This window comes from Natrarchaeobius versutus, from assembly GCF_041205745.1.
Taxonomy (GTDB): Archaea; Halobacteriota; Halobacteria; order Halobacteriales; family Natrialbaceae; genus Natrarchaeobius; species Natrarchaeobius versutus.
In genome coordinates this window covers 568,856-588,019 of the sequence record NZ_JBGFCC010000001.1, presented here as the reverse complement: position 1 = coordinate 588,019, position 19,164 = coordinate 568,856, and the positions used below count along the sequence as shown (strand labels likewise).

The following is a 19,164-nucleotide window of genomic DNA, read 5'->3' as shown; positions in this document are numbered from 1 at the left end:
CAGACATGGTTTGTTTTTGTTCGGAATGTACACCGACGACCTGAGCCAAGGAAGTACAGATCAGCAAATCAGCTACCAGTATACTGACTCATCTAAATTTCAATATTTTTGTTCGATGAATCGTTGCACAGTCTGAATTGAATCAGGGAGTGAAACCAGAGATACGATGTGTGCTTGATCTGTGAGCGTGAACTCGCCGTCGGCTAGTTGGCCACGGTGATCACGTCGGTGGTGACTTCAGTCGCGTCATCCTCGTCACTGAAAGTGAACACGTACTCACCCTCGGGGACGCCATCTAAGCGGAATGTGGTGGTTCCCGGCGAGACAGAGATAGTAGATTCATAGATAACCGCACCACCGGTCGTTTCAAGTGTTATTGACAGTTCTCCTTCACTATCTGCGGAAATTTCGACGGCGACTGACTCTCCAGAAGCGAAGTGGCTCTGGGTGGGCTCAGCGTCGAACGATGCCCCTTCGTCTCCTTGTTGCTCGTCGTCATCGTTGGTATCGTCCGACTCAGATGTCACAGTGATACTGTCCGTGGTATCTGTGAGACCATCATCGGTTTCGATACGCACCTGATACTCACCCGGCGTAAGTGATGAGAAGGTGAGTGTCTGTGGATGGTCGTTGACCTCGGCGTCTGTTTCTGTCAACTGGGTGCCGTCGGATGTTTCGAGGACGACCGTAGCCTCCGTGTAGGTATCTGCCGTGACTTCCAAAACGAGATCGTCCGCCGTCGTCAGACTCGTATCTGCGGCTTCGATACTGACTCCTGAAGGATCATCTGTTCCCGACGTAACGGTGATAGTAGTTGTAGCGTCCGACAGACCGTCATCATTTTCGATACGCACCCGATATTCGCCTGGCGTGAGCGACGAAAAGGTGAGCGTTTGGGAGTAGTCTCCAACCTCGGCATCTGTTTCTGTCAACTGGGTACCGTCGGATGTCTCGAGGATGACTGTAGCCTCCGTGTAGGTATCTGCAGCAACCTTCAAAACGAGATCATCCGCGGTTGTCAGACTCGTCTCAGTGGCTTCGATCGTGACTTCCGATGGATCGTCGTCAGGTCTGGTTACACTGATCGGTCGGGTTTCGTTAGTGAGGTCGGCCGACTCGTTTGTGATAACTACCACGTACTCATCGGGTTGCAGCTCCGAGAGTCGGAGCGTACGGTTGACATTCTCAGCTTCGACATCGGTTCGATACAGCGTTTCTCCATCAGTGCTTTCCAGTCGAACGGTCGCCTCTCGGGGTGGATCCGCACGGAAGCGGAGTTCGAGTCGTTCCTCGGTCGTGATCGAGTGTTCTTTGGCCTCAATCTCGAGCCTATCAGGCTCCTTGACGGTGATTCCCTTTATTTCGTCTTGGGCCAGGTCCTCGGATGTAACCGAGACAGTGTACGATCCGATTGGAAGAGAACTGAGGTCAAGTTGTGTTGTTCCGGCTGAGACGCTAGCAGTCTCTGATCGAACGGTCTCGCCCGATTTGTTCTTGACGACCAGTTCGACCGTTCGTTCCGTGTCGGAGTCGACAGCGACAGGGAGATCCTCTTCCGTTGTGAGTGTCCGGTTGTGGGTGGTCGCCGAGAGTGCATCGTCTGCATGCCAGACCGTGAGATTGTCTGCATCGGTCTGGTTCCCATCGTCGTCGAAGAGACGAAGTTCGTATTCGCCGACATCTAGGTCTGGGAGATCAACGCTTGTATTTCCACGCTCTGCTGTCACGTTCCACTGTTCGATCGTAGTGCCGTCTGTCTCTTCAAGGATGAGCGCTCCTTCTCGGGTTTCGTTTGCCTGAACGATTGCGGTATGCTGTTCGTCGGATGTCATAGTAGACTGGGGAATGTGTAAGCCAAGTTCAGGGTAAACAGCAATGACATTGAATGGGTCGGTCTCGTCAATCCTAATATCGTCACCGGATCCGAACTCAGCGTAGTACGTTCCCGCATCGAGCGAGATGTTATAGGTGTGGGGCGACTCGCTGAAGAGAACTCCTGGTGTATCCCATACGAGCGTTCCTTCGGTATCGTACACACGCAGCGGATCCATAACGCTGGTGTAGTAGTCAGATTTGGTTGTTATACTGATGTCTTCGGTCTCCAGTGTGTCCTCAGGCGTTTCAACATTGACGATATTGCCAGCCTCATTTGTGACAGCGACCTCATCAGTCGTGTCGTTGTGTCCAGTCTCCGGATCGATAACTTCGATATAAAAGGCCCCCATTGGGGGTTCGGAAATCAAAATTCGTCGTTTATCTTCAGGCGACGAACCGCCGTGGTGAACCGCCGTTGAAAGCGTGAACACATCCTCGTCATCGGTTGCCTGCCGCAGGATGACGTTCACGTCACGATCCTCCTCATATGCGGGATCAGAAGCGATGTACGCAACGATGGACTCGTTCTCGAGATACGCTGTCTCCGTGGCTGTGATTGTCAGATTCGATGGATCGGGATCCGATGTAGTCTCTTCGATGTTGACTGTTGTCATCTCTGAACTATTCAACCTAGAGTTGAAGACGGTAACCGTGTACGTTCCAGGATTGAGCGGCTCGAACTCAAGTGTTGAATTCTTGCCTGTGGGATCGTGTTCTCGACTACGTACTGTTTCACCCATCTCATCAACAACATCAACCGATAAGGTCTGGTTTGTCTGATGGTAGATCTCAATTTCAATTGAATCGTCGGCTGTCCAAGATGTGTTGTCAGTTGTAACGTTGAACGGCTCTTCGAACTCGGAGTTGATGGCGATTACCTCACTCTCAACTGTCCAGTTCAGCACCTCATCTTCGAGCCGGACGACGTATTCACCGACTGGAGGATTCCCAAGCGTGACTTCCGTCGTGTCATTGGAGAGATTTACCGTTTCTTCAGAAATTGTTTCTCCGTCGGTTCTTTCCAGCGTGAGTTTCACTGAGCGGTTGGCACCGCCCGAAGCGGAGACTTCGACTGGATCATCGAGATTGAGTGTTTGTTCAGGGACGGTCACATCGAAATCCGGGTCGGCCACGGTGATCGAATCATAATTTGTGCGCTGATCGCGTTCATCGTCGACGACGGTGACCGAGAATTCGCCATCAGGCAAGCGTCCTAACTCAATGTCAGTCGTTCCCTTCTCGATTGAAGCCGTTCGAGAGATAATCGTCTCATTGGAACTATCAGTCACATTGATTTGAACTGTCCGAGCAATGCCGGTTGAGACAGAAGTCTGGACGGGATCGGCCGTAGAGAGATGCGGCGGTTCCGGGTTGATTCCGACCGACAGCTTGTGATGACTCACAACGACATCCTCGGTTTCGTTCGTAAGGCCGCGCTCCGAATCAGTTACCTGAACACGATACGTATCGGGATCGATTCCCTCGAATTCGACCGATTTAGATCCTTCCTCGATCGAGACGGTTTGTTGGCTCGTAGTCGTTTCATTGTCGGTCGAGACGAGATCAACATCAACGGATCGTTCTCGGTCGGACGTCAGCGTCACCTCGATAGGTTCGTCCACCTTGACCGTGGTCTCCTCGACAGACGCTGTGAGCGTGCCCGAATCATCGACTGACTGGTTTTCGACGACGAACTGTCTCGTAGTCCGGTCACACTCACACGCAAATGTGACGTTGTATGTGACGTTTGTCTCAGCTGCAGCCGTGTTGAAAGTCGTGACGCCACTATCGAACCCAGTTCGTTCAGAGTGAAGTTCCTCTCCATCGGGATCAGTGACGGTGATCAGTTCGTTCCGAACGGGTGTGACAAACGCGAGGTCATCTTCCGGTCCAACGACGAGTGGCTCGCTCTGGTTCTCCGTCTTTGCAATCGTCCCGTCTGTCCCGTCGACGGCCGTTGTTCCCCAACCGATTTCATTTCCGTTGATGTCGGTGAAGTCGCCGACAACGTCAACGTCTCTGATCTCGTTGGGATCCAGATCACCTACATCGAGTTGAACGCGAGGCTGTTCACCTTCCAATTGGACCACCCGATCTGGTGTCTGAGTTCTAATATCGGTGGCCAAAATGAGCTGGAAATCCTCCGGATCCGGTGCTTCAAGTCCGGGTTCGTCAGAACTGGCAGGAATATTGGAGTCGAACGAGAGTTCGACGACTGTTCGGTTATCATGACTATCTTCGTCTGAACCCTGTTTATCAACAGTGTAGGCGACTGCCTTTTCCAGGTTCGGCCCATCCCTACTCCAACCGTGGAAAATCGTCCACCCTTGTGGCTTTTCGTACTGCGTATAATGGTTGTGCTCAAAGGTTTTCTCGGTTCCGTCAGCTAATGATACAGAGGTCGCTGGCTGAACAGCAATCGCAGGTTGAGCGTCCGACTCAAGGCGGACAAACACCTGGAACCGATGGGCCTCGCCATCGGGAATGTGATATGTAGATGTACCATTGTCACCAAACTCGTCGAAGACGATCATTCCCTCTGGCGACTGGTTTAGCGCGTCGCCCGGTTCGGTCGCGATCGGTTCCTGATCATTGATGCTAGGACCTGCTTCGAGCCGAACTTCAGCCATTTCACTGGGCTCAAGGCCCGAAATACTGAGAGAGACATTCTCGATCAGCGCCGAGTGATCGTCGGCATCCGGATCATCGACGACTACAGTGTGAATAAATGTCTCTTCACCCGGACCGATAGTCTCGTTCGTTACCGGCCCCGAGTCTAGGAGACGTAGATCCTCTCGGTCATCGATTACTGCATCTGGTTCCTCGACGGTGATCGGTTGGGTCTCATCGGTGACATCATGTTCCCCATGCTCAATCCTGACGACGTACTCGCCCGCTGGAACCTCACCTAGCGAAAACACCGTTGGATCCTCCGAAGCCGATTCCGTTGCACTGTACAATTCATCACCATCTCGATCCTCAACGATTACGTCAACAATCCCATCGGGCTGGGCCATGAACGTGACTTCGAGCGGCTCGGTGGTCGTAATCGAGGTGTTTTCAGTGCTGACTGATACAGATTCGTCGCCGGAGATGCGGGTCGAAGCCACCGTCACGGAGGATACGCTGCCAGCGTCATCGATAGGTGCATGATCGGAATTCCCGAACGACTCACCACTGACACTTGGGGCTGCCGCTGCTACTCCGAACGCAGTCAATATGAGCACGAAGACCGCTATAGCCAATCCAAGCCCAATCACAAGCAGCTGACGGATCATGTTTCCACCTCCGCAGAGAGTTCGTTCAGTCGAGTATGTACAGCATCGATCTGTTCGTATACCGATTGACGGAAATCATTAGCAGCGGGATCACAGACAGGATCCGCCCCCACGGTCAGCTGATCGAAGTGGCTCCGGACGTCCTCGAGCGACGAGAGAGCGTCATCGATCGCATCCGGTACAGCTCCAGAACTATCTTCGATCCGCTCGGCTACTTCTTGGATGTACTCGAAGACCACCTCAATCTCCGCCAGCAACTGTTCTTTCGGATGACGTGGGAGTGCTTCTGTCTCGCTAATCAGTTCTGCGACAGTCGCAAGCGAACGCAGTGCGTCGACGGCGATCTGTAGAGGCTGGATCACTTCGAACGTTCTCTGATCTGAAACGGGATCAGATCCAGACGTAGTGGCCATCACGCTGATTGTCTGCTCATCAGGCTCCTCAGACACAGCGGTAATCGTGACACGCTCAGTCTCATCTGCGTCGAGAGTTCCCACGTCGATGGATTGAGACGAGAGGGAAACACCTGCCGAAGGGTCGAACTCGAGCGAAACCGACGAAGCGGGCTCGTCACCGACGTTCTCAACGAGGACCTCGATGTCCAACTGCGTTCCGAGTGTGATGTTGTCATCTCCAAGAATCAATTCTCTAATCTCGACAGTTGGGGGGACGGTAACTCTGTTCAGGACCGGTTCGGCTGCGTCTCTCGCTTCTTCGAGTTCACGCTCGTGTTCGAGCAATTGTTCGGTGTATTCGATCATCTGCTCGTGGTCAAGTTCCGATGGATTCGACAGAAACAGCGCCGCATTGGCAAAAAATCCACCTCGACAGAACGTTGTTCTCGAATCAGTACCTGAGAGCATCTGGAGGGGACGAGTATCCGCGAAGTCAACGTCTTCATTTTTAGCTGCAGCTGCTGCACGGTCGGCAACTCGAGCCCTGTTTGATTGTTCGTAGATATCGTGGAGGTCATCGAGCAGGGACTCTGCATCGTCATATGCTTCGTCTTCGATGGCTGATTTGAATTGCTCGAGAAGCGAACGAATTTCCTGTGTCATTGCAGATCACCCCATCCACCGACGGACCCGATACCATGATTGTGTGCTCTACCAATCTCGGCGAGAGCGACGGCACCGTCCGTCACCGTCGCCAGGGGTTCCATGAATTTCGCCCAGAGGTCGAGTGTGATTTGCATGGTGAACATCATTCTACCGACACCTCTTCTCCGTGATATCTGACCTATGGTTGCGGCGCCGGTTCCACTTGGCCGAGCGAAGTGCTGTCTGAATGCCCACATGATGGTCGATAAAACTTCAGTGACTACACCCCTGATCTCTGCCCGTTCGAGTTCCTTATCGGCCTCAGTAGCAATTTCGATAATTTCGTTGATTGCATCTGTCGAGGCAGCCTCTGCAGTCTTGAACGAGTCGTTGAAATACGGTTCTGGGCTCGGACCTAATTGTCCACTCAACCGTTCAGTCATCGTTGTGACTACTTTGGAAATGTTATCATTAGATCGACCACCTTCGAATGCCGCCCGTAGCTCTCGCTCGAGTTCCTGTTCTTTCTCGAACTGTCCTAAGACGAGATCAGCCGACGAGTCCACGGGATTGGTCGCAGTCCTGATGTCCTCGAATGCGCTACCAATCGGCCCGTCAGCCCCGAGCAACGTGGCGATATTGTCTGACAATCTGGCCTTACGCTGGATAAACGTCGTCGCTTCGTCAAGGAGGTCATCAACTCCAAAGGTTAGATGACGTTTGAAACGGTTGGGAATAAAACGTACGAGGCGAGCAATCTGTGCTGCCATCGTGGCCGCTGTCGCTGCAGCGTCGACAGTATTCTGAGCGATCGCCCTCGCGAGGTTCGTTTCGCGTGTCTCTGGATCCTGGCTCTGTCCAGGTCCAACAGTTTTGATCGCCGTGTCCGTAATCTCTTCGCCGAGGATCATTCTGTCAACAGCCTCCGAAGCAACCTGTTCATCAACCTCCTCGGAGTCAACAGCGGCAGAGAGTTCACCGAGTGCGTTTTCGACCGTCGATGATTCGTCGAGAGTTTTAGCAGCCGCCGTGATTCGGTCAGCCAGATCTTGCTTATCGTGCTTCTTCTGGTCAAACTCCGTCTCAGTGATCGTGAGAGTCGTTTCGATGTCGAAAGTAGGGAACGTCTCATCGTCGTCGTCGGTCACCTCAGCTGTGATAGTGTGTTCAGCAGCGTCGGCCTCCTCGTCGACAACCAGCGTCAGTGACGGAGTGACTTGTTCATTCGTTTCCAGTTCAGCCCAGTTCCAAGACGGTGTGTCTGCGGCGTCGAACGTACCACCATCGTCGAAGTGGCCCTCAATAGAGAGATTTTCAGGAGTCGAATTGAGATTGAGCCGAGGTGTAACAGGGACTGAAGACGTATTTCTGATAGAAAATTCTAATTTAGTTTTCTCTCCCCGCATCGGATTCGATTCGGTTGTCTTCACCGATAGTTCGAGTTCTCCTTTAGTACCAAGCGCGGTAACCGTCCCGTTGTGATCTCCAACGTAAACGCTTCCACCGACCGGTGCTGGTGGTCCCACTGCGAACGTTCCCGTGTCATAAGTCCATAGAACCTGTCCAGTGCGTGTATCGAGGGCGTAGACCGTCTCGTCAACCCTCGCCGGTGCACAGACATAGACGACGTCACCAACGACGACGGGCGATCGTGGATGAGTTACTGCACCGGAGAATCGCTGTGACCACAGCACTGCTCCGGAACCCTTATCAAGTGCACAGAACGCGACGTAATCATCAACATAGTTCCAGCCGTACAATCGATCCTGATCTACGGCGAAGGACCCGTAAGGACGATTAACGTGTGGCTGTTGCCAGAGTTCAAATCCTCTCTGCGCGTCGACTGCGTGGAAGAACATGTCCGGATGGTCACGAATCCTTTCATGTTGCTCACGCGTATAGAAGTAAATAGCATTCTCATCAGCTGTTAGTGAAACCGGAATACCGCCGATTTCCCGCCCCAGTTGCCAGGGCATGTATGGGTCGTTAACAGGTTCCGGAAATTCCCATTGGAGGCTACCTGATTCAACGTCGAATGCTCTGAGTGTTCCGGGACCACTGTCGTGTGGGCCGTCACGCCGGGTGACTGGCGATAGTCCCCCGGCAAAAACCACGGTATCGTCAATGAGGACGGAAGAACCGACGACTGGTGCCTGCCTACCGGCTGATTTCATCCATTCAGTTGAACCATCAGAAACATCTAGTGAATAACACATCCGCCCGGTTGTACCGATGTACAGTGATCCGTCTTCCACCTGTGGTGAAGCGAAAATCGAGCCGTCCAGGTCACGCGTCCAACGAACTGTCCCGTCGTCAGCATTAACCGAAAACATAGTTCCACTGCTGTTGCCGACATAGACAGTACTATCAACAACAGTAGGAGATGACCGACTGTGTTTGGTGCTGCTCCAATCAGACTGATCGCTCGATCTGTCCCACTCTACTCGCCACTGTTCGGTACCATCTGTGGTCGAAAGTGCAAACACGCCCATATCCGAGGAGACATAGAGCGTATCAGCGACGACGGCTGGTGATGATTTAATCGATCCTGCCACGCTCGTCGTCCATAGTTGTTCTACCTCCGATCTAGGAGCCGTTCCATTAGGATTGACACCACTGTTATGAACATCGAACTGAACACGTCGCTTGGCTGGTGTCGATCCAGCTGGCGCATCGTTGTCACTGTCTACAAGCGCCGGCTCGAAATCTTGGTTCGTGGTGGTCGCCTGGGCAACGCCCATCTTACCAATGATTGCCAGAGCACCACCCTGTAGGAGGTGGCGTCGGGAAAAACCATTTCCAAAGGACATTGCCAATACTGATACACCATTGTTATATAAAATTGACTATCTTAGTATTACAAATTATTAGTTTAAGTATATGATAAATGAAGGTGGCAATGTAGATTCCTATTGGGATCCACTTCAGCGGAGTGACTATTCCCATACCGATTGACAACAATTGGTTCGACAGGAGCGGAATGCAGTCCTTGGATGAGAATCAATCATCTGTATCAAGCGCGTAAAGCGAGCCGTCGTTACTGCCGACGAACGCCATGCCATCGACGACAGCGGGCGATGTCCGGATCTGTCCATCGGTCCCAAACTGCCACAGTTCGTCCCCGTCAGTTCGATCGATCCCGTAGATTTCGCCATCGCCGTTGCAGGCGTAGACGACAGTATCGGTGACGACTGGGGCAGAACTGATCCTCTCGCCAGTGTCAAACTGCCACCGTTGCGATCCGTCGTCCGCCGCCAGGCAATGAATCGTTCCATCGGCATCACCGGCGTATACTGCATCGTCGGTCGCGGCTGGTGGTCCATCCGAGAGACGCGGTAGCCGTTCCGTCCAGCGAACTGTGCCGTCGACCGAATCAATTGCACGGAGATACGCGTCGAAATCGAGTGCATAGACCGTTTCATCGGTTAGGATGGGGGATCCGACAATACCCATTTCAATTTCGGCAGCCCATTGTTTCTCTCCGTCATCAATATCGTACGCGGAGACCGTTCCTCTTTGGTTGCCGACGTACAACGTCTCGTCGCCGACGGCTGAAGCGGTGAAATCTCCGCTGCCGTCGGTCTCGTATCTCGAGCGCACGGTGCCGCTGCTCGCATCGAGGAGTTTGATCCCACCGATTCCGAAAAACGGCTCCCGTCGAGTCACGAAGACGGTGTCGTCACGCACGACGGCCGGATTCGAGCCGCCGGGCGAAACCTCGACGCGCCACTCTTCCGAGCCGGTGGCGGCCTCGAGTGCGAGCACGTGTTCGTGGAGCCCGACGTACAGCGTCCCGTCGACGACCGCGGGACTCGAGCGGATTTCGTTGTCGGTTTCGTACCGCCACCGCTCCTCGCCGGTGTCGACGTCCACCGCGTAGATCACGCCGTCGTCGTTCCCGAAGAAGACGACGCCGTCGGCCCCGCCAACGACTACGGGCGACGTCTGGACGGCGCCACCAGTCTCGAACTCCCACTCCGGCGTGACGTCCGAAACGGGACCGGTCGTTCCCGCGTAGCCCGTCTGTTGGGCATTCCCCTTGTACTGGGGCCAGTCGGGTCCATCGTCGGGAAGCGATTCGCCGCCGAGTACGCCCGTACACCCCGCAGTGCCCAATAGACCGGCTGTACCACAGAACTGGAGAACCGTTCGTCGAGTGTGACTCGATCCTGCGTCTTCCATCTGATAGTCTTCCAATATTACTCCTGTTAGAAAAACCGTTCGAATCGGTTACTACCATACCGAATAGGGCGCGAACTGTCACAGCATCTCGAGTCAGGCCACGTACCAGCCTGAGCGCGATCACAGACGATTCCGCTGTCTCTCGAGGAACTCGAGTAATGCATCGAGGTCATCCGCCGACGCCGAAGCGCGACCGAACATGCTCTTGAACCGGTGATCGAGACCACCGTCTTCAATGAAATCGATCGCGCTCTCGAGTTGATCGCGGAGGGAATCCTGATCACCGCGGCGTACGTGCGTTTCCACCTCCTCGAGATCGACATCCGGAACCGCCGCGAGGACGTCCGCCAGATCCGCTTTTCGCGCGCTGTGAAGCTTGGCGGCGACGAGAATTTCTCCGTTGGCGACTCTCGCCGTCGTCGATCGGGATCCACCCGATACCTCGGCTTCTGTACTGTGTTTTCGGAGATAGGAGAACGACCATTCGGCCCCGGTCTGCCGGCAACCGAGGCCATTGAGCAGGATGTCGACACCGACCGGATGGGAAAGCCCCGCGGTCCGCTCGAACAGCTGGATCTCGCGATCGTAGATAGTCTCCTCCGGAGGAACCTCGAGGTCGGCTGTCCGTTCGAAATCCCGCTCCGTCAGGAATTCAACAACCTCGTCGTAGTCGCGAGGTGCAACGACGAGATCCAGATCGGTGGAAAACCGTGTTTCGAATTGGCTGATCGCGTAGCCGCCGACGAGAACGAACTCGATGCCGGATTCCTGTAACTCGTCTAATAGTTCCATGAGCGCGTCGCTTCGTTCTTCCTGACTCATACTCAGACAGGCTCCTGGCGGTGTTCTGCCCCTGTCTCGACGGTTTCGTACATCCGATCGAGCATTTCCAGTGCTGGTTCGAAGGTTGCGTAGTGCCCTCGAGCAAATTCGACGGTCTCCGATAACGGAATCACTGGACGCCCATCCACCGTTTCCGCCCTGATTCGCTCGCGCGGTTCGACGACGACCTGGAATCGACCGTCGATTTCCGTGGAGGGAATACGGTCCAGCACCGTCGGAATTCCGAACCGGTCGAAAAACTGCTCCCAGTCCTCGAGATCCTGCGTGCGAACGGCGATGAACAACGGATAGTCGTCCGGATCGCGCGCGACCTGGTATCCGCCTCGCGTCCATACGTAGACCGCATCGATCGCCGTATACGCGTACTCCATCCCCGCGAACTGTGGGAGGACGTAGGCCTCGGAGATCGACGGCGGTGAGACATCGGCGGACGTCGCGAGTAGTGACAGCGCCGCTTCTCGGATCTCCCGATCAACCGGATCGAGTCCGTCGTCGTATACGAGATATCCGCCGTCCTCGAGCCGATTGACGACGCGTCGGATCGTCTCACGGTTTTCGTCGATTTTCCGAGCGACACCCGAGATCGAATCGCCCGCCTCGATAGCGAGGAGCGTCTTACACTCCTTCTCTCCAAACACCTCGTACATCGTATAGTTACACAATTGTGTGCAACAATAAAGAAAGTTACTGGTAATTCCGGGGGAGGCACTCTCCGCTACGGAATAGATAGCGGAGGTCCTGAAAATCAGCGTCCACCCAATCGTACGGCAAGCCCCCAAATCCGTCCGGTGAACGAAAATCAGCCGTATCGAGTTTCCGGAGTCGTCTCCAATGACGTCCGCCAATCCGTACACGGAGATCACGTCAACGTAGCCTCGTGCAGTGACCGCGTTCTCGATCCCCTTTTTGGCCGGTCTGTCGTCGGTCAGGACGATCACGCCCGCTGTCGATCGATCCCTGACGTACTGGATGGCGAGCCCGGCGAGAATCACGTCCGCTTTTTCGACCTCGTGTTCGGGCTGGCCGGTTTCGTTCGCGATCGTTCTCGCGGCGACGTCGCTCGCCGCGACGGCGGCTCCGTCCGTCGGTGCCGGCGCATCGATGATTTCGGCCCATCCTTCCTCGAGGGCCGTCCGAACTCGATCCGTCTCCGGGCCGCCAAGTTCTCCGATAACACGACGGGGGAGTTTGCACACGACGCCAGCGTTTCGAATCGCGCTCCGAAATCGCGCGTATTTCGGATTGGACGGATGACCGATCGCGAAGAAAACGTTCGCGTCGACGAGCACGTCCTGGTCGGAAGTGAGTGGATTCCCTCGGCTCATCGACCGCCCTCACTCGCGGGAGTCGGTGCCCGTAGGCGCGCAATCTCCCTCCTCGAGGTCCGGGAGATCCATCCGATCGTGGACGTCCGGAAACAGATGCTCGAAGAAGGGATCGAACGTTCTGCCGACGGCCAACACCGGCTCGAGCGCGTAGATGATCATCATCGCTTCGGTGTCGCGAACGTCGATATCGGTCGCGATCATCCGTTGGGTCGTCTCCCCCGCGAAGTGCAGGCCCGCACCTCGCAGCGCTGCGACGAGTTTTCCAGTACCGTATCGGTCCACGAAGTACTCGACGTCCTCGTCGACCTCTTGCAGCGCGAGCGCGTGCAAGACCGTCGGGGTGATGACGATCGGGACGTGTTGCTCGACGATGACGATCGGATCCGCCGTCAGCTGCTGGGGACGCGTCGAATCGTCCCGATCGATGAGACCGAGGTCGACCAGCTGATCGACGTACTCGTACGCCGTCGATTTCGACAGCTCGAGGTCCTCCACGACCTCCGGCGGCGAAACGGGTCCCCAGTAGCAGACGGAGACGTAGACGCGAGCCAGCGCGGGCTGGTTGAGTAGCTGAACGACTGTTTCCAGTTTCGGTGCGCTCCGGGCGAGCGCCGCCGGGTCGAGCGTCTCTTCGTCCATAACGTCCGTCGGTGGCGGATCGAACGCGTCGATTCCGCCATCGGAACGAATCCGATCTTCGTCGGCCATACCTCTTTGTCCGAGGTCCATGTACTTCAGACTACTGCCGCGATCGGATCTACAGAATGAACAAGGCGAATGCCTCGGGGTTAAGCCCCGAGGCAGTTCACGCCTCGAAATCCGTCTTCTCTGACTCGTTTTCGGCTCGTCACCGCGTTCGTCTTCGGCTCGTCAGTCCGAGTTCGTCGGCGCGTGCCCTCGAGGCCCCGTCGAGAACGAGAGCATCCCAATGGCGGCGATGCAGTCGGGACAGTACGGTTCCGTGACGGAGGCGTACCGCTCGGTGAGTTCGACGCAGGGCACCGCCTGAAGGTAGATCACCCGATCGTCGCCCACCGGATCGCCGCAGCGATCGCAGACGCACTCCGGCCGATCGTCGGAACCCGCCGCGTCGGCGGGCACGCGGCTGGCGGTCATCGGGATCGCCCCCGTCGACACTCGTGGTAAGATCGTCGGCGCTCGAGGCGACGGCCGACGTCGTGACGGCTTTCCAGAAGCGCACGCTGATCGATGGCGGTACTGTACTGTCGTGCGAGACCTTTTTGTCTCGGTAGGAGTAACGAAAGCATGGCACCCAAACCGTGGTGGTTTGGAAGCCAACCGTCTCGGGTGCTACTACACCCGGGGCATTTCACGCGTATGCCCCCACGCTCGCTTTCTGGAGTGGATGGCTTCCATCGTGATAGATGAACTGAACGATAATATAATTACTGGTGTTTACTGTCGGAAATAGGGCGTCGAACAGCGGATCTCAGCACAGTCGTTCGACCGACGGTCGTGATGTTCGTTCCGTCGTCAATCGACCCGTCGTCCAAGCGCAGGAGACGAGTCCGTCAGGATATTTTGGTCTCCGAATGCTGTTCGGTCTACGAGTGCTGTTTGGTCTCCGAAAGTGGCGAGCGCTCAGTAGAGGTAGCGAAGATATCGCTACGGGAACTGAGACGTCCGCGTTCAGAAATGAAACCGTCGTTCACGGTCGCCGAAGCGACAATGAAGCGGAAATTAGTTGCGGACGACGTTCGTCGCGCGTGGGCCTTTGGGGGCCTGTTCGATGTCGAATTCGATCTCGGTGCCTTCTTCGAGGTCCGGGCCGCCGACGTCTTCCATGTGGAAGAATACGTCATCGTCCGCGTCGTCCGTCGAAATGAAACCGTAGCCGCCTGTGTCGTTGAAGAAATCAACGTTACCGTTTGCCATTACAATACAACAGAGTGCGAGTACACGGTTAAACATTCCGTATTCGTCTTCAAATCTCGGCGGAAAGAGAAAGTTTGTTCGGAAAATAATGATTCTGGGGGACGAACTTCCCCTCAAGAACCTATTGGGTAGATACTGTCCAGTTCAGAACAAACCGCGGCAACTTCCGATGTATCCGCAGTTGTTGGTAGTACGATTTCTTTATTCAGTGTGTGGTGTGAGATTTACGGGGCGTATAGGAGAAGTACATACTATGAGACCGATTAGGAGAGTCTATCGACGACCCGCTCGGCGACTTGCCCAGCAACCCACATACCTATTAAAAATGCTGCTGCAACGAGGATGATTCCACCAGCAGAGGGAACAAACCAGCCAAGATGAAGAAGATTGAATATCCTTACAAAAACCCAGTAAACAGCATACGCAACGGGTAGGCCAATTATGAATGCTGAACCAAAATAGACTACACTGGATATTGCCAGCGAGCGGCGGCGGCGAGTGATATTTAATGCCATCTTCTTAAAGATTCTATAGTAGCCACTGCAAGTCATTGCACACCTGACCGCCAGACGTGTCGGCGATCAGTGTGTAAATAGTTGCAGTTGTTACTATAGTTGTACCACCATATGTTTTCACCCAAGAAGTTCTGCCAGTAGGGCATACATCGATCTGCGTGAGAAGCAGGAAGTTAGGTAATATATTTTGGATGAGGAAAGGAATATATGGGCTACTCCCGTTGATGGAAGTATGACAGACAACACACGCCGCGAAGGGCCACCCCCATTCGATAGACCGTTCGAGGGTGAGGACACGAAGCAACGCGTATACGGCACGGTGTTGCACGCTCGAGAGCCGATGACAGCCGCTGAGGTGGCCGAGCAAGCAGACTGTTCGACGGAGTCAGCACGGACCCACTTGTCGTTCTACGCCGACCTGGGCATCGTTATTCAGCATGAAGGGCGACCGGCCAGATATGAGCGCAACGACGACTACTTCGAGTGGCGGCGGGTGAACGAGTTGGCGCGGAAGAACACCGTCGACGAGTTGCAGGCTCGCGTCTCAGCGTTGACCGACCGGATTGAGGAGTACCGCAACGAGTACGAGGTCGATTCACCGGCCGAGGTCGACGTCCTCGAGTTCGACGCGGCGCGGATCGACGATGTGTATGTCGAACTCGGTGATTGGGCCACCGCTATTGAGGAGCGTCGTCATCACGAACGTGCCCGAAGAAAGGCTGCCAGTTCAACGGCTCCGTCGCATAGCTGACATGGTACCGGTGAATGACGGCCGGAGCCCTGCGCCGATCGACAGATCGGTGTTAGAGCGCCTTCGGTCCCAATTTCTCGGCAGTCAAATGTTTCAATCGGCAGAAATCGTTACAACTGGGAAGCTACACCTTCGTGTCGATCTGTCCGACGAGTACTACCCGAACGAGGTGTCCGCTGGTCTCGAGATTCGCTGGTACCGAAACGACGATTTCAACGTCCACTATCAAGAGGAATGCCAAGTTAGCACGTGGAAATGTCGATGGGATCGGCATCCAAACGCGCACAACTCGAGAGATCACTTCCATCCACCGTCAGCTGCGAGTCGCAGTGGCGCACAAAATGAGCAGTGGCCAACTGACTATCGCGACGTGAGCCGTCTCGTCCTCGACTGCATCGAGGAGCGAATCGAAGTCTTGTGGGAGCAACGATAGGGAGGGAGACGAACGCTGTCGAAATCCCTCTTTGGCGTTGCCAACGAATGCGCCGTCGCGCGTCTGCTGATGTCCAGCACATCCATCACCTGGTCGCGGGAACACCCGTTGGGAAGTCCCGGAAGAAATTATTCGCCTCGACGACCGATACCCTGTATGCAGTGGTGTGACCAGCCGCCGAGATTGCCTGAGAGAGTAGGTGTAAAGGCCTGGAACCGAAACCCGAGGGGAAAGTAGCGTGACTGACGACCTCCTCCCGGCCGAACACCGCTCGCCGCTCGCCACCCTCGTCGACGAGGTACTCGCGGGCGTCGGCTACGAAATGGCGGCCGCCACCGACGCCATCGACGACGCTGTCCCCGGCTACGGCGGGCTATTCGACCCCAGGACGTCCCGAGACGAGTTGCGTCGCGCACTCGAGGACCTGCTCGAGTCGGGACTCACCCGGCCAGCCATCCCCGAATCGACGAGCGACAGCTTCGTCCTCTACGTCGACGGCAGTTCACGCGGTAATCCTGGCCCCGCAGGGGCGGGGGCCGTCATCGTCGACGCTTCGGGGGAGCAACTCGCCCGCCTCGGCCGACCCGTCGGCTCTCGGACGGGGAACAACACCGCCGAATACGTCGCCCTCCAGCTCGGCCTCGCCGAACTGTTGACTCGCTACGAGCCGCACAGACTAGAAGTCCGCATCGACTCGATGACGGTCATTCGGGACGTCTGGGGCGGCGACGACCCGACGGAGCCGGGCGTCGAGACCTACAGCGAGGCCGTCGCGACGGCACTCTCGAGGGTTCCGGACCACCGGTACACGCATCTGGCCGACAGCGATCCGAACCCCGCCGACGCACTGGCGACGGTGGGTGCCGATATCGCGGCCTTCGGACCCGGGTGACATCCTCCCCGGCGTCAACGGTCTCCGTCGATTCGGCCCCACTTTCCCACATATACCAACTATCTTATATGATTAGAACACCATCGAACGAGTATATCGTAACTTTTTCCGACACTTACGAGGGTGACAACTGAACTGTTTGCACACCGATCATCTGTCCGTGGTTTTCGCTTCGATCGGTCGCTCCGATGCTCCTCGTGGAAACGCGAGACCAGTGCTTCGAGATCGTGGTCGTTCATCACCCTCTCGAGTCGCCGGCCAACACCGCGGGGGTTTTGGTCCGGGCACGAATACCGCTCGATAATGAACGACGATCTACGAGAGCGTGTCGAGCGCGAGGCCGAGAAGCACGCGCTGTTGAACGCCGTCAAACACGAGAGCGACGCCAACGTCGGCGCGATCATGGGGCCGCTGATGGGCGAGAACCCCGACTTTCGCCCCCACGGAGACGAGATTCCGGGCGTCATCGGCGGCGTCATCGGTCGAGTCAACGACCTCTCCTACGAGGACAAACGCGAGCGACTCGAGGACCTTGCACCGGAGGAACTCGCGGAGATCGAAGCCGAAGACGAGGAAGACGAACACGACCTCCCGTCGCTTCCCAACGCGGAGGAGTACGACGAGATCCGAATGCGGTGTGCGCCCAACCCGAACGGCCCGTGGCACGTCGGCCACGCCCGGATGCCCGCCGTCATCGGCACCTACCGCGACCGGTACGACGGCTGGTTCTGCGTGCGCTTCGACGACACCGACCCCGAAACGAAGCGACCCGACCTCGAGGCCTACGACGCCATCCTCGAGGATCTCGAGTATCTCGGCTTCGAGCCCGACGACGTCTACCGGGCGAGCGATCGCCTCGAGACCTACTACGACCACGCCCGCGAACTGATCGAGATGGGTGGGGCCTACACCTGCGACCTGCCGGGCGAGGAGTTCAGCGAGCTGAAAAACGCCGGGGAGCCGTCGCCGAACCGCGACAAGGATCCCGGAACCGTCCTCTCAGAGTTCGAGGCGATGATCGACGGCGAGTACGAGAGCGGCGAGATGGTCCTGCGCGTGAAAACCGACATCGAGCACAAGAACCCGGCGCTTCGCGACTGGGTCGCCTTTCGGATGATCGACACGCCCCACCCCCGTGAGGAGGCCGCGGAGTACCGGTGCTGGCCGATGCTCGACTTCCAGTCGGGGATCGACGACCATCTGCTCGGCATCACCCACATCATCCGTGGCATCGACCTGCAGGATTCGGCGAAGCGCCAGCAGTTCGTCTACGACTACTTCGGCTGGGAGTACCCCGAGGTCGTCCACTGGGGTCACGTTCAGATCGACGCCTACGACGTGAAGATGAGCACGTCGACCATCGGGGAACTGATCGAGGCTGGCGAACTCGACGGCTGGGACGATCCCCGCGCGCCGACGCTCGGGAGCCTCCGCCGGCGTGGCATCCGTGGTGAGGCTATCGTCGAGTCGATGATCGGGCTCGGCACCTCGACCAGCGACGTCGACCTCGCGATGAGCACCGTCTACGCCAACAATCGAGAGCTGATCGACGACGAGGCTGACCGGCGATTCCTCGTCCGCGATGGCAACCAGCTTCCACTCGGCGGCAGTCCACCCGAGGAGGCTAACCCCCCGTTACACCCCGACCACGAAGAGCGCGGTGTCCGTGAGATCCCCGTCGGGGACTCGGTCCTGCTCGAGCCCGAGGACGTCCCCGATCGCGAGGAACGGATCTGGCTCAAGGGCCTGGGCTGTTTCCAGTACACCCGCGACGTCCTCCAGTACACCGGCGAGGAGATCGACGTCGTCCGTGATGGCGACGTCGACGTGGTCCACTGGGTACCCGCCCCCGAGAGCGTCCCCGTCCGAATGCGAGCGATGGACGGTGACGTTACTGGGCGCGCCGAACCCGGCGTCGCGGATCTCGAGGCCGACGAGCTAGTCCAGTTCGAGCGAGTCGGTTTCGCCCGGATCGACCGTCCGGCGGACGGCTCTGACGAGGAGACGGTCGCCTACTACACGCACAGCTAACGGGGCGTGAGTACGGCCACACCTGGGCCGTGACCGACTCCGAACCGATCGGAACCGTTCCGATTCGCGCGTCTCGACTCGAGATTTTCGTCGGATCGGC

General features: G+C 56.5%; 14 protein-coding genes and 1 pseudogene. 4 read left to right on the top strand and 11 right to left on the bottom strand.

Annotation, left to right across the window (positions count from 1 at the left end; all coding sequences use genetic code 11):
* Positions 1 to 203: 203 nt before the first annotated feature.
* The 11 genes and pseudogenes from AB7C87_RS02930 to AB7C87_RS02880 form a co-directional block, all read right to left on the bottom strand.
* On the bottom strand, positions 204 to 5,153 hold the full coding sequence (locus AB7C87_RS02930) for an alpha-2-macroglobulin family protein (protein ID WP_369727897.1): 4,950 nt from the start codon (positions 5,151 to 5,153) through the stop codon (positions 204 to 206).
* Entirely contained in the window at positions 5,150 to 6,211 is a 1,062-nt protein-coding gene (locus AB7C87_RS02925) for a CARDB domain-containing protein (protein WP_369727896.1), read from the bottom strand. Before AB7C87_RS02925 ends, AB7C87_RS02930 begins: the two co-directional genes overlap by 4 nt.
* The gene (locus AB7C87_RS02920) at positions 6,208 to 9,003 is read right to left on the bottom strand and encodes an outer membrane protein assembly factor BamB family protein (RefSeq protein ID WP_369727895.1); all 2,796 of its coding nucleotides are present in this window, start codon (positions 9,001 to 9,003) and stop codon (positions 6,208 to 6,210) included. Before AB7C87_RS02920 ends, AB7C87_RS02925 begins: the two co-directional genes overlap by 4 nt.
* 190 nt (positions 9,004 to 9,193) lie before the next feature.
* Complete coding sequence (locus AB7C87_RS02915; protein ID WP_369727894.1) at positions 9,194 to 10,375, bottom strand: outer membrane protein assembly factor BamB family protein; 1,182 nt, start codon at positions 10,373 to 10,375, stop codon at positions 9,194 to 9,196.
* A gap of 120 nt (positions 10,376 to 10,495) precedes the next feature.
* Positions 10,496 to 11,197, bottom strand: a complete 702-nt coding sequence (locus AB7C87_RS02910; protein ID WP_369727893.1) for a nucleotidyltransferase family protein — start codon at positions 11,195 to 11,197, stop codon at positions 10,496 to 10,498.
* A gap of 2 nt (positions 11,198 to 11,199) precedes the next feature.
* Complete coding sequence (locus AB7C87_RS02905) at positions 11,200 to 11,865, bottom strand: RNA polymerase subunit sigma-70 (RefSeq protein WP_369728378.1); 666 nt, start codon at positions 11,863 to 11,865, stop codon at positions 11,200 to 11,202.
* A 150-nt stretch (positions 11,866 to 12,015) separates the two neighbouring features.
* Positions 12,016 to 12,543 (bottom strand): annotated as a pseudogene (locus tag AB7C87_RS02900) (PIN domain-containing protein); the annotation flags it as partial.
* A gap of 9 nt (positions 12,544 to 12,552) precedes the next feature.
* Positions 12,553 to 13,254, bottom strand: a complete 702-nt coding sequence (locus tag AB7C87_RS02895) for a DUF7437 domain-containing protein (protein ID WP_369727892.1) — start codon at positions 13,252 to 13,254, stop codon at positions 12,553 to 12,555.
* Positions 13,255 to 13,416: 162 nt separating this feature from the next.
* Positions 13,417 to 13,662 carry a hypothetical protein gene (locus tag AB7C87_RS02890; RefSeq protein WP_369727891.1) on the bottom strand — a complete coding sequence of 82 codons (246 nt, stop codon included), beginning with the start codon at positions 13,660 to 13,662 and terminating at the stop codon, positions 13,417 to 13,419.
* Between the two features lie 585 nt (positions 13,663 to 14,247).
* Entirely contained in the window at positions 14,248 to 14,442 is a 195-nt protein-coding gene (locus AB7C87_RS02885) for a cold-shock protein (RefSeq protein ID WP_006087710.1), read from the bottom strand.
* 263 nt (positions 14,443 to 14,705) lie between these two features.
* Positions 14,706 to 14,957 (bottom strand): hypothetical protein, encoded by a 252-nt coding sequence (locus tag AB7C87_RS02880; RefSeq protein WP_369727890.1) that lies wholly within the window; start codon positions 14,955 to 14,957, stop codon positions 14,706 to 14,708.
* Positions 14,958 to 15,189: 232 nt separating this feature from the next.
* Between AB7C87_RS02880 and AB7C87_RS02875 the strand changes: the two genes are divergently transcribed.
* The 4 genes from AB7C87_RS02875 to AB7C87_RS02860 all read left to right on the top strand — a co-directional run bounded on the left by AB7C87_RS02875 (position 15,190) and on the right by AB7C87_RS02860 (position 19,064).
* A complete protein-coding gene (locus AB7C87_RS02875) occupies positions 15,190 to 15,708 on the top strand; it encodes a DUF7342 family protein (protein ID WP_369727889.1) in 519 nt (172 codons plus the stop codon).
* Positions 15,709 to 15,796: 88 nt separating this feature from the next.
* Positions 15,797 to 16,141, top strand: coding sequence for a toxin-antitoxin system TumE family protein (locus tag AB7C87_RS02870; protein ID WP_369728377.1), 345 nt, complete (start codon positions 15,797 to 15,799; stop codon positions 16,139 to 16,141).
* A gap of 238 nt (positions 16,142 to 16,379) precedes the next feature.
* The gene (locus AB7C87_RS02865) at positions 16,380 to 17,033 is read left to right on the top strand and encodes a ribonuclease HI family protein (protein ID WP_369727888.1); all 654 of its coding nucleotides are present in this window, start codon (positions 16,380 to 16,382) and stop codon (positions 17,031 to 17,033) included.
* 303 nt (positions 17,034 to 17,336) lie between these two features.
* The gene (locus tag AB7C87_RS02860) at positions 17,337 to 19,064 is read left to right on the top strand and encodes a glutamate--tRNA ligase (protein WP_369727887.1); all 1,728 of its coding nucleotides are present in this window, start codon (positions 17,337 to 17,339) and stop codon (positions 19,062 to 19,064) included.
* The last annotated feature ends 100 nt before the right edge of the window (positions 19,065 to 19,164 follow it).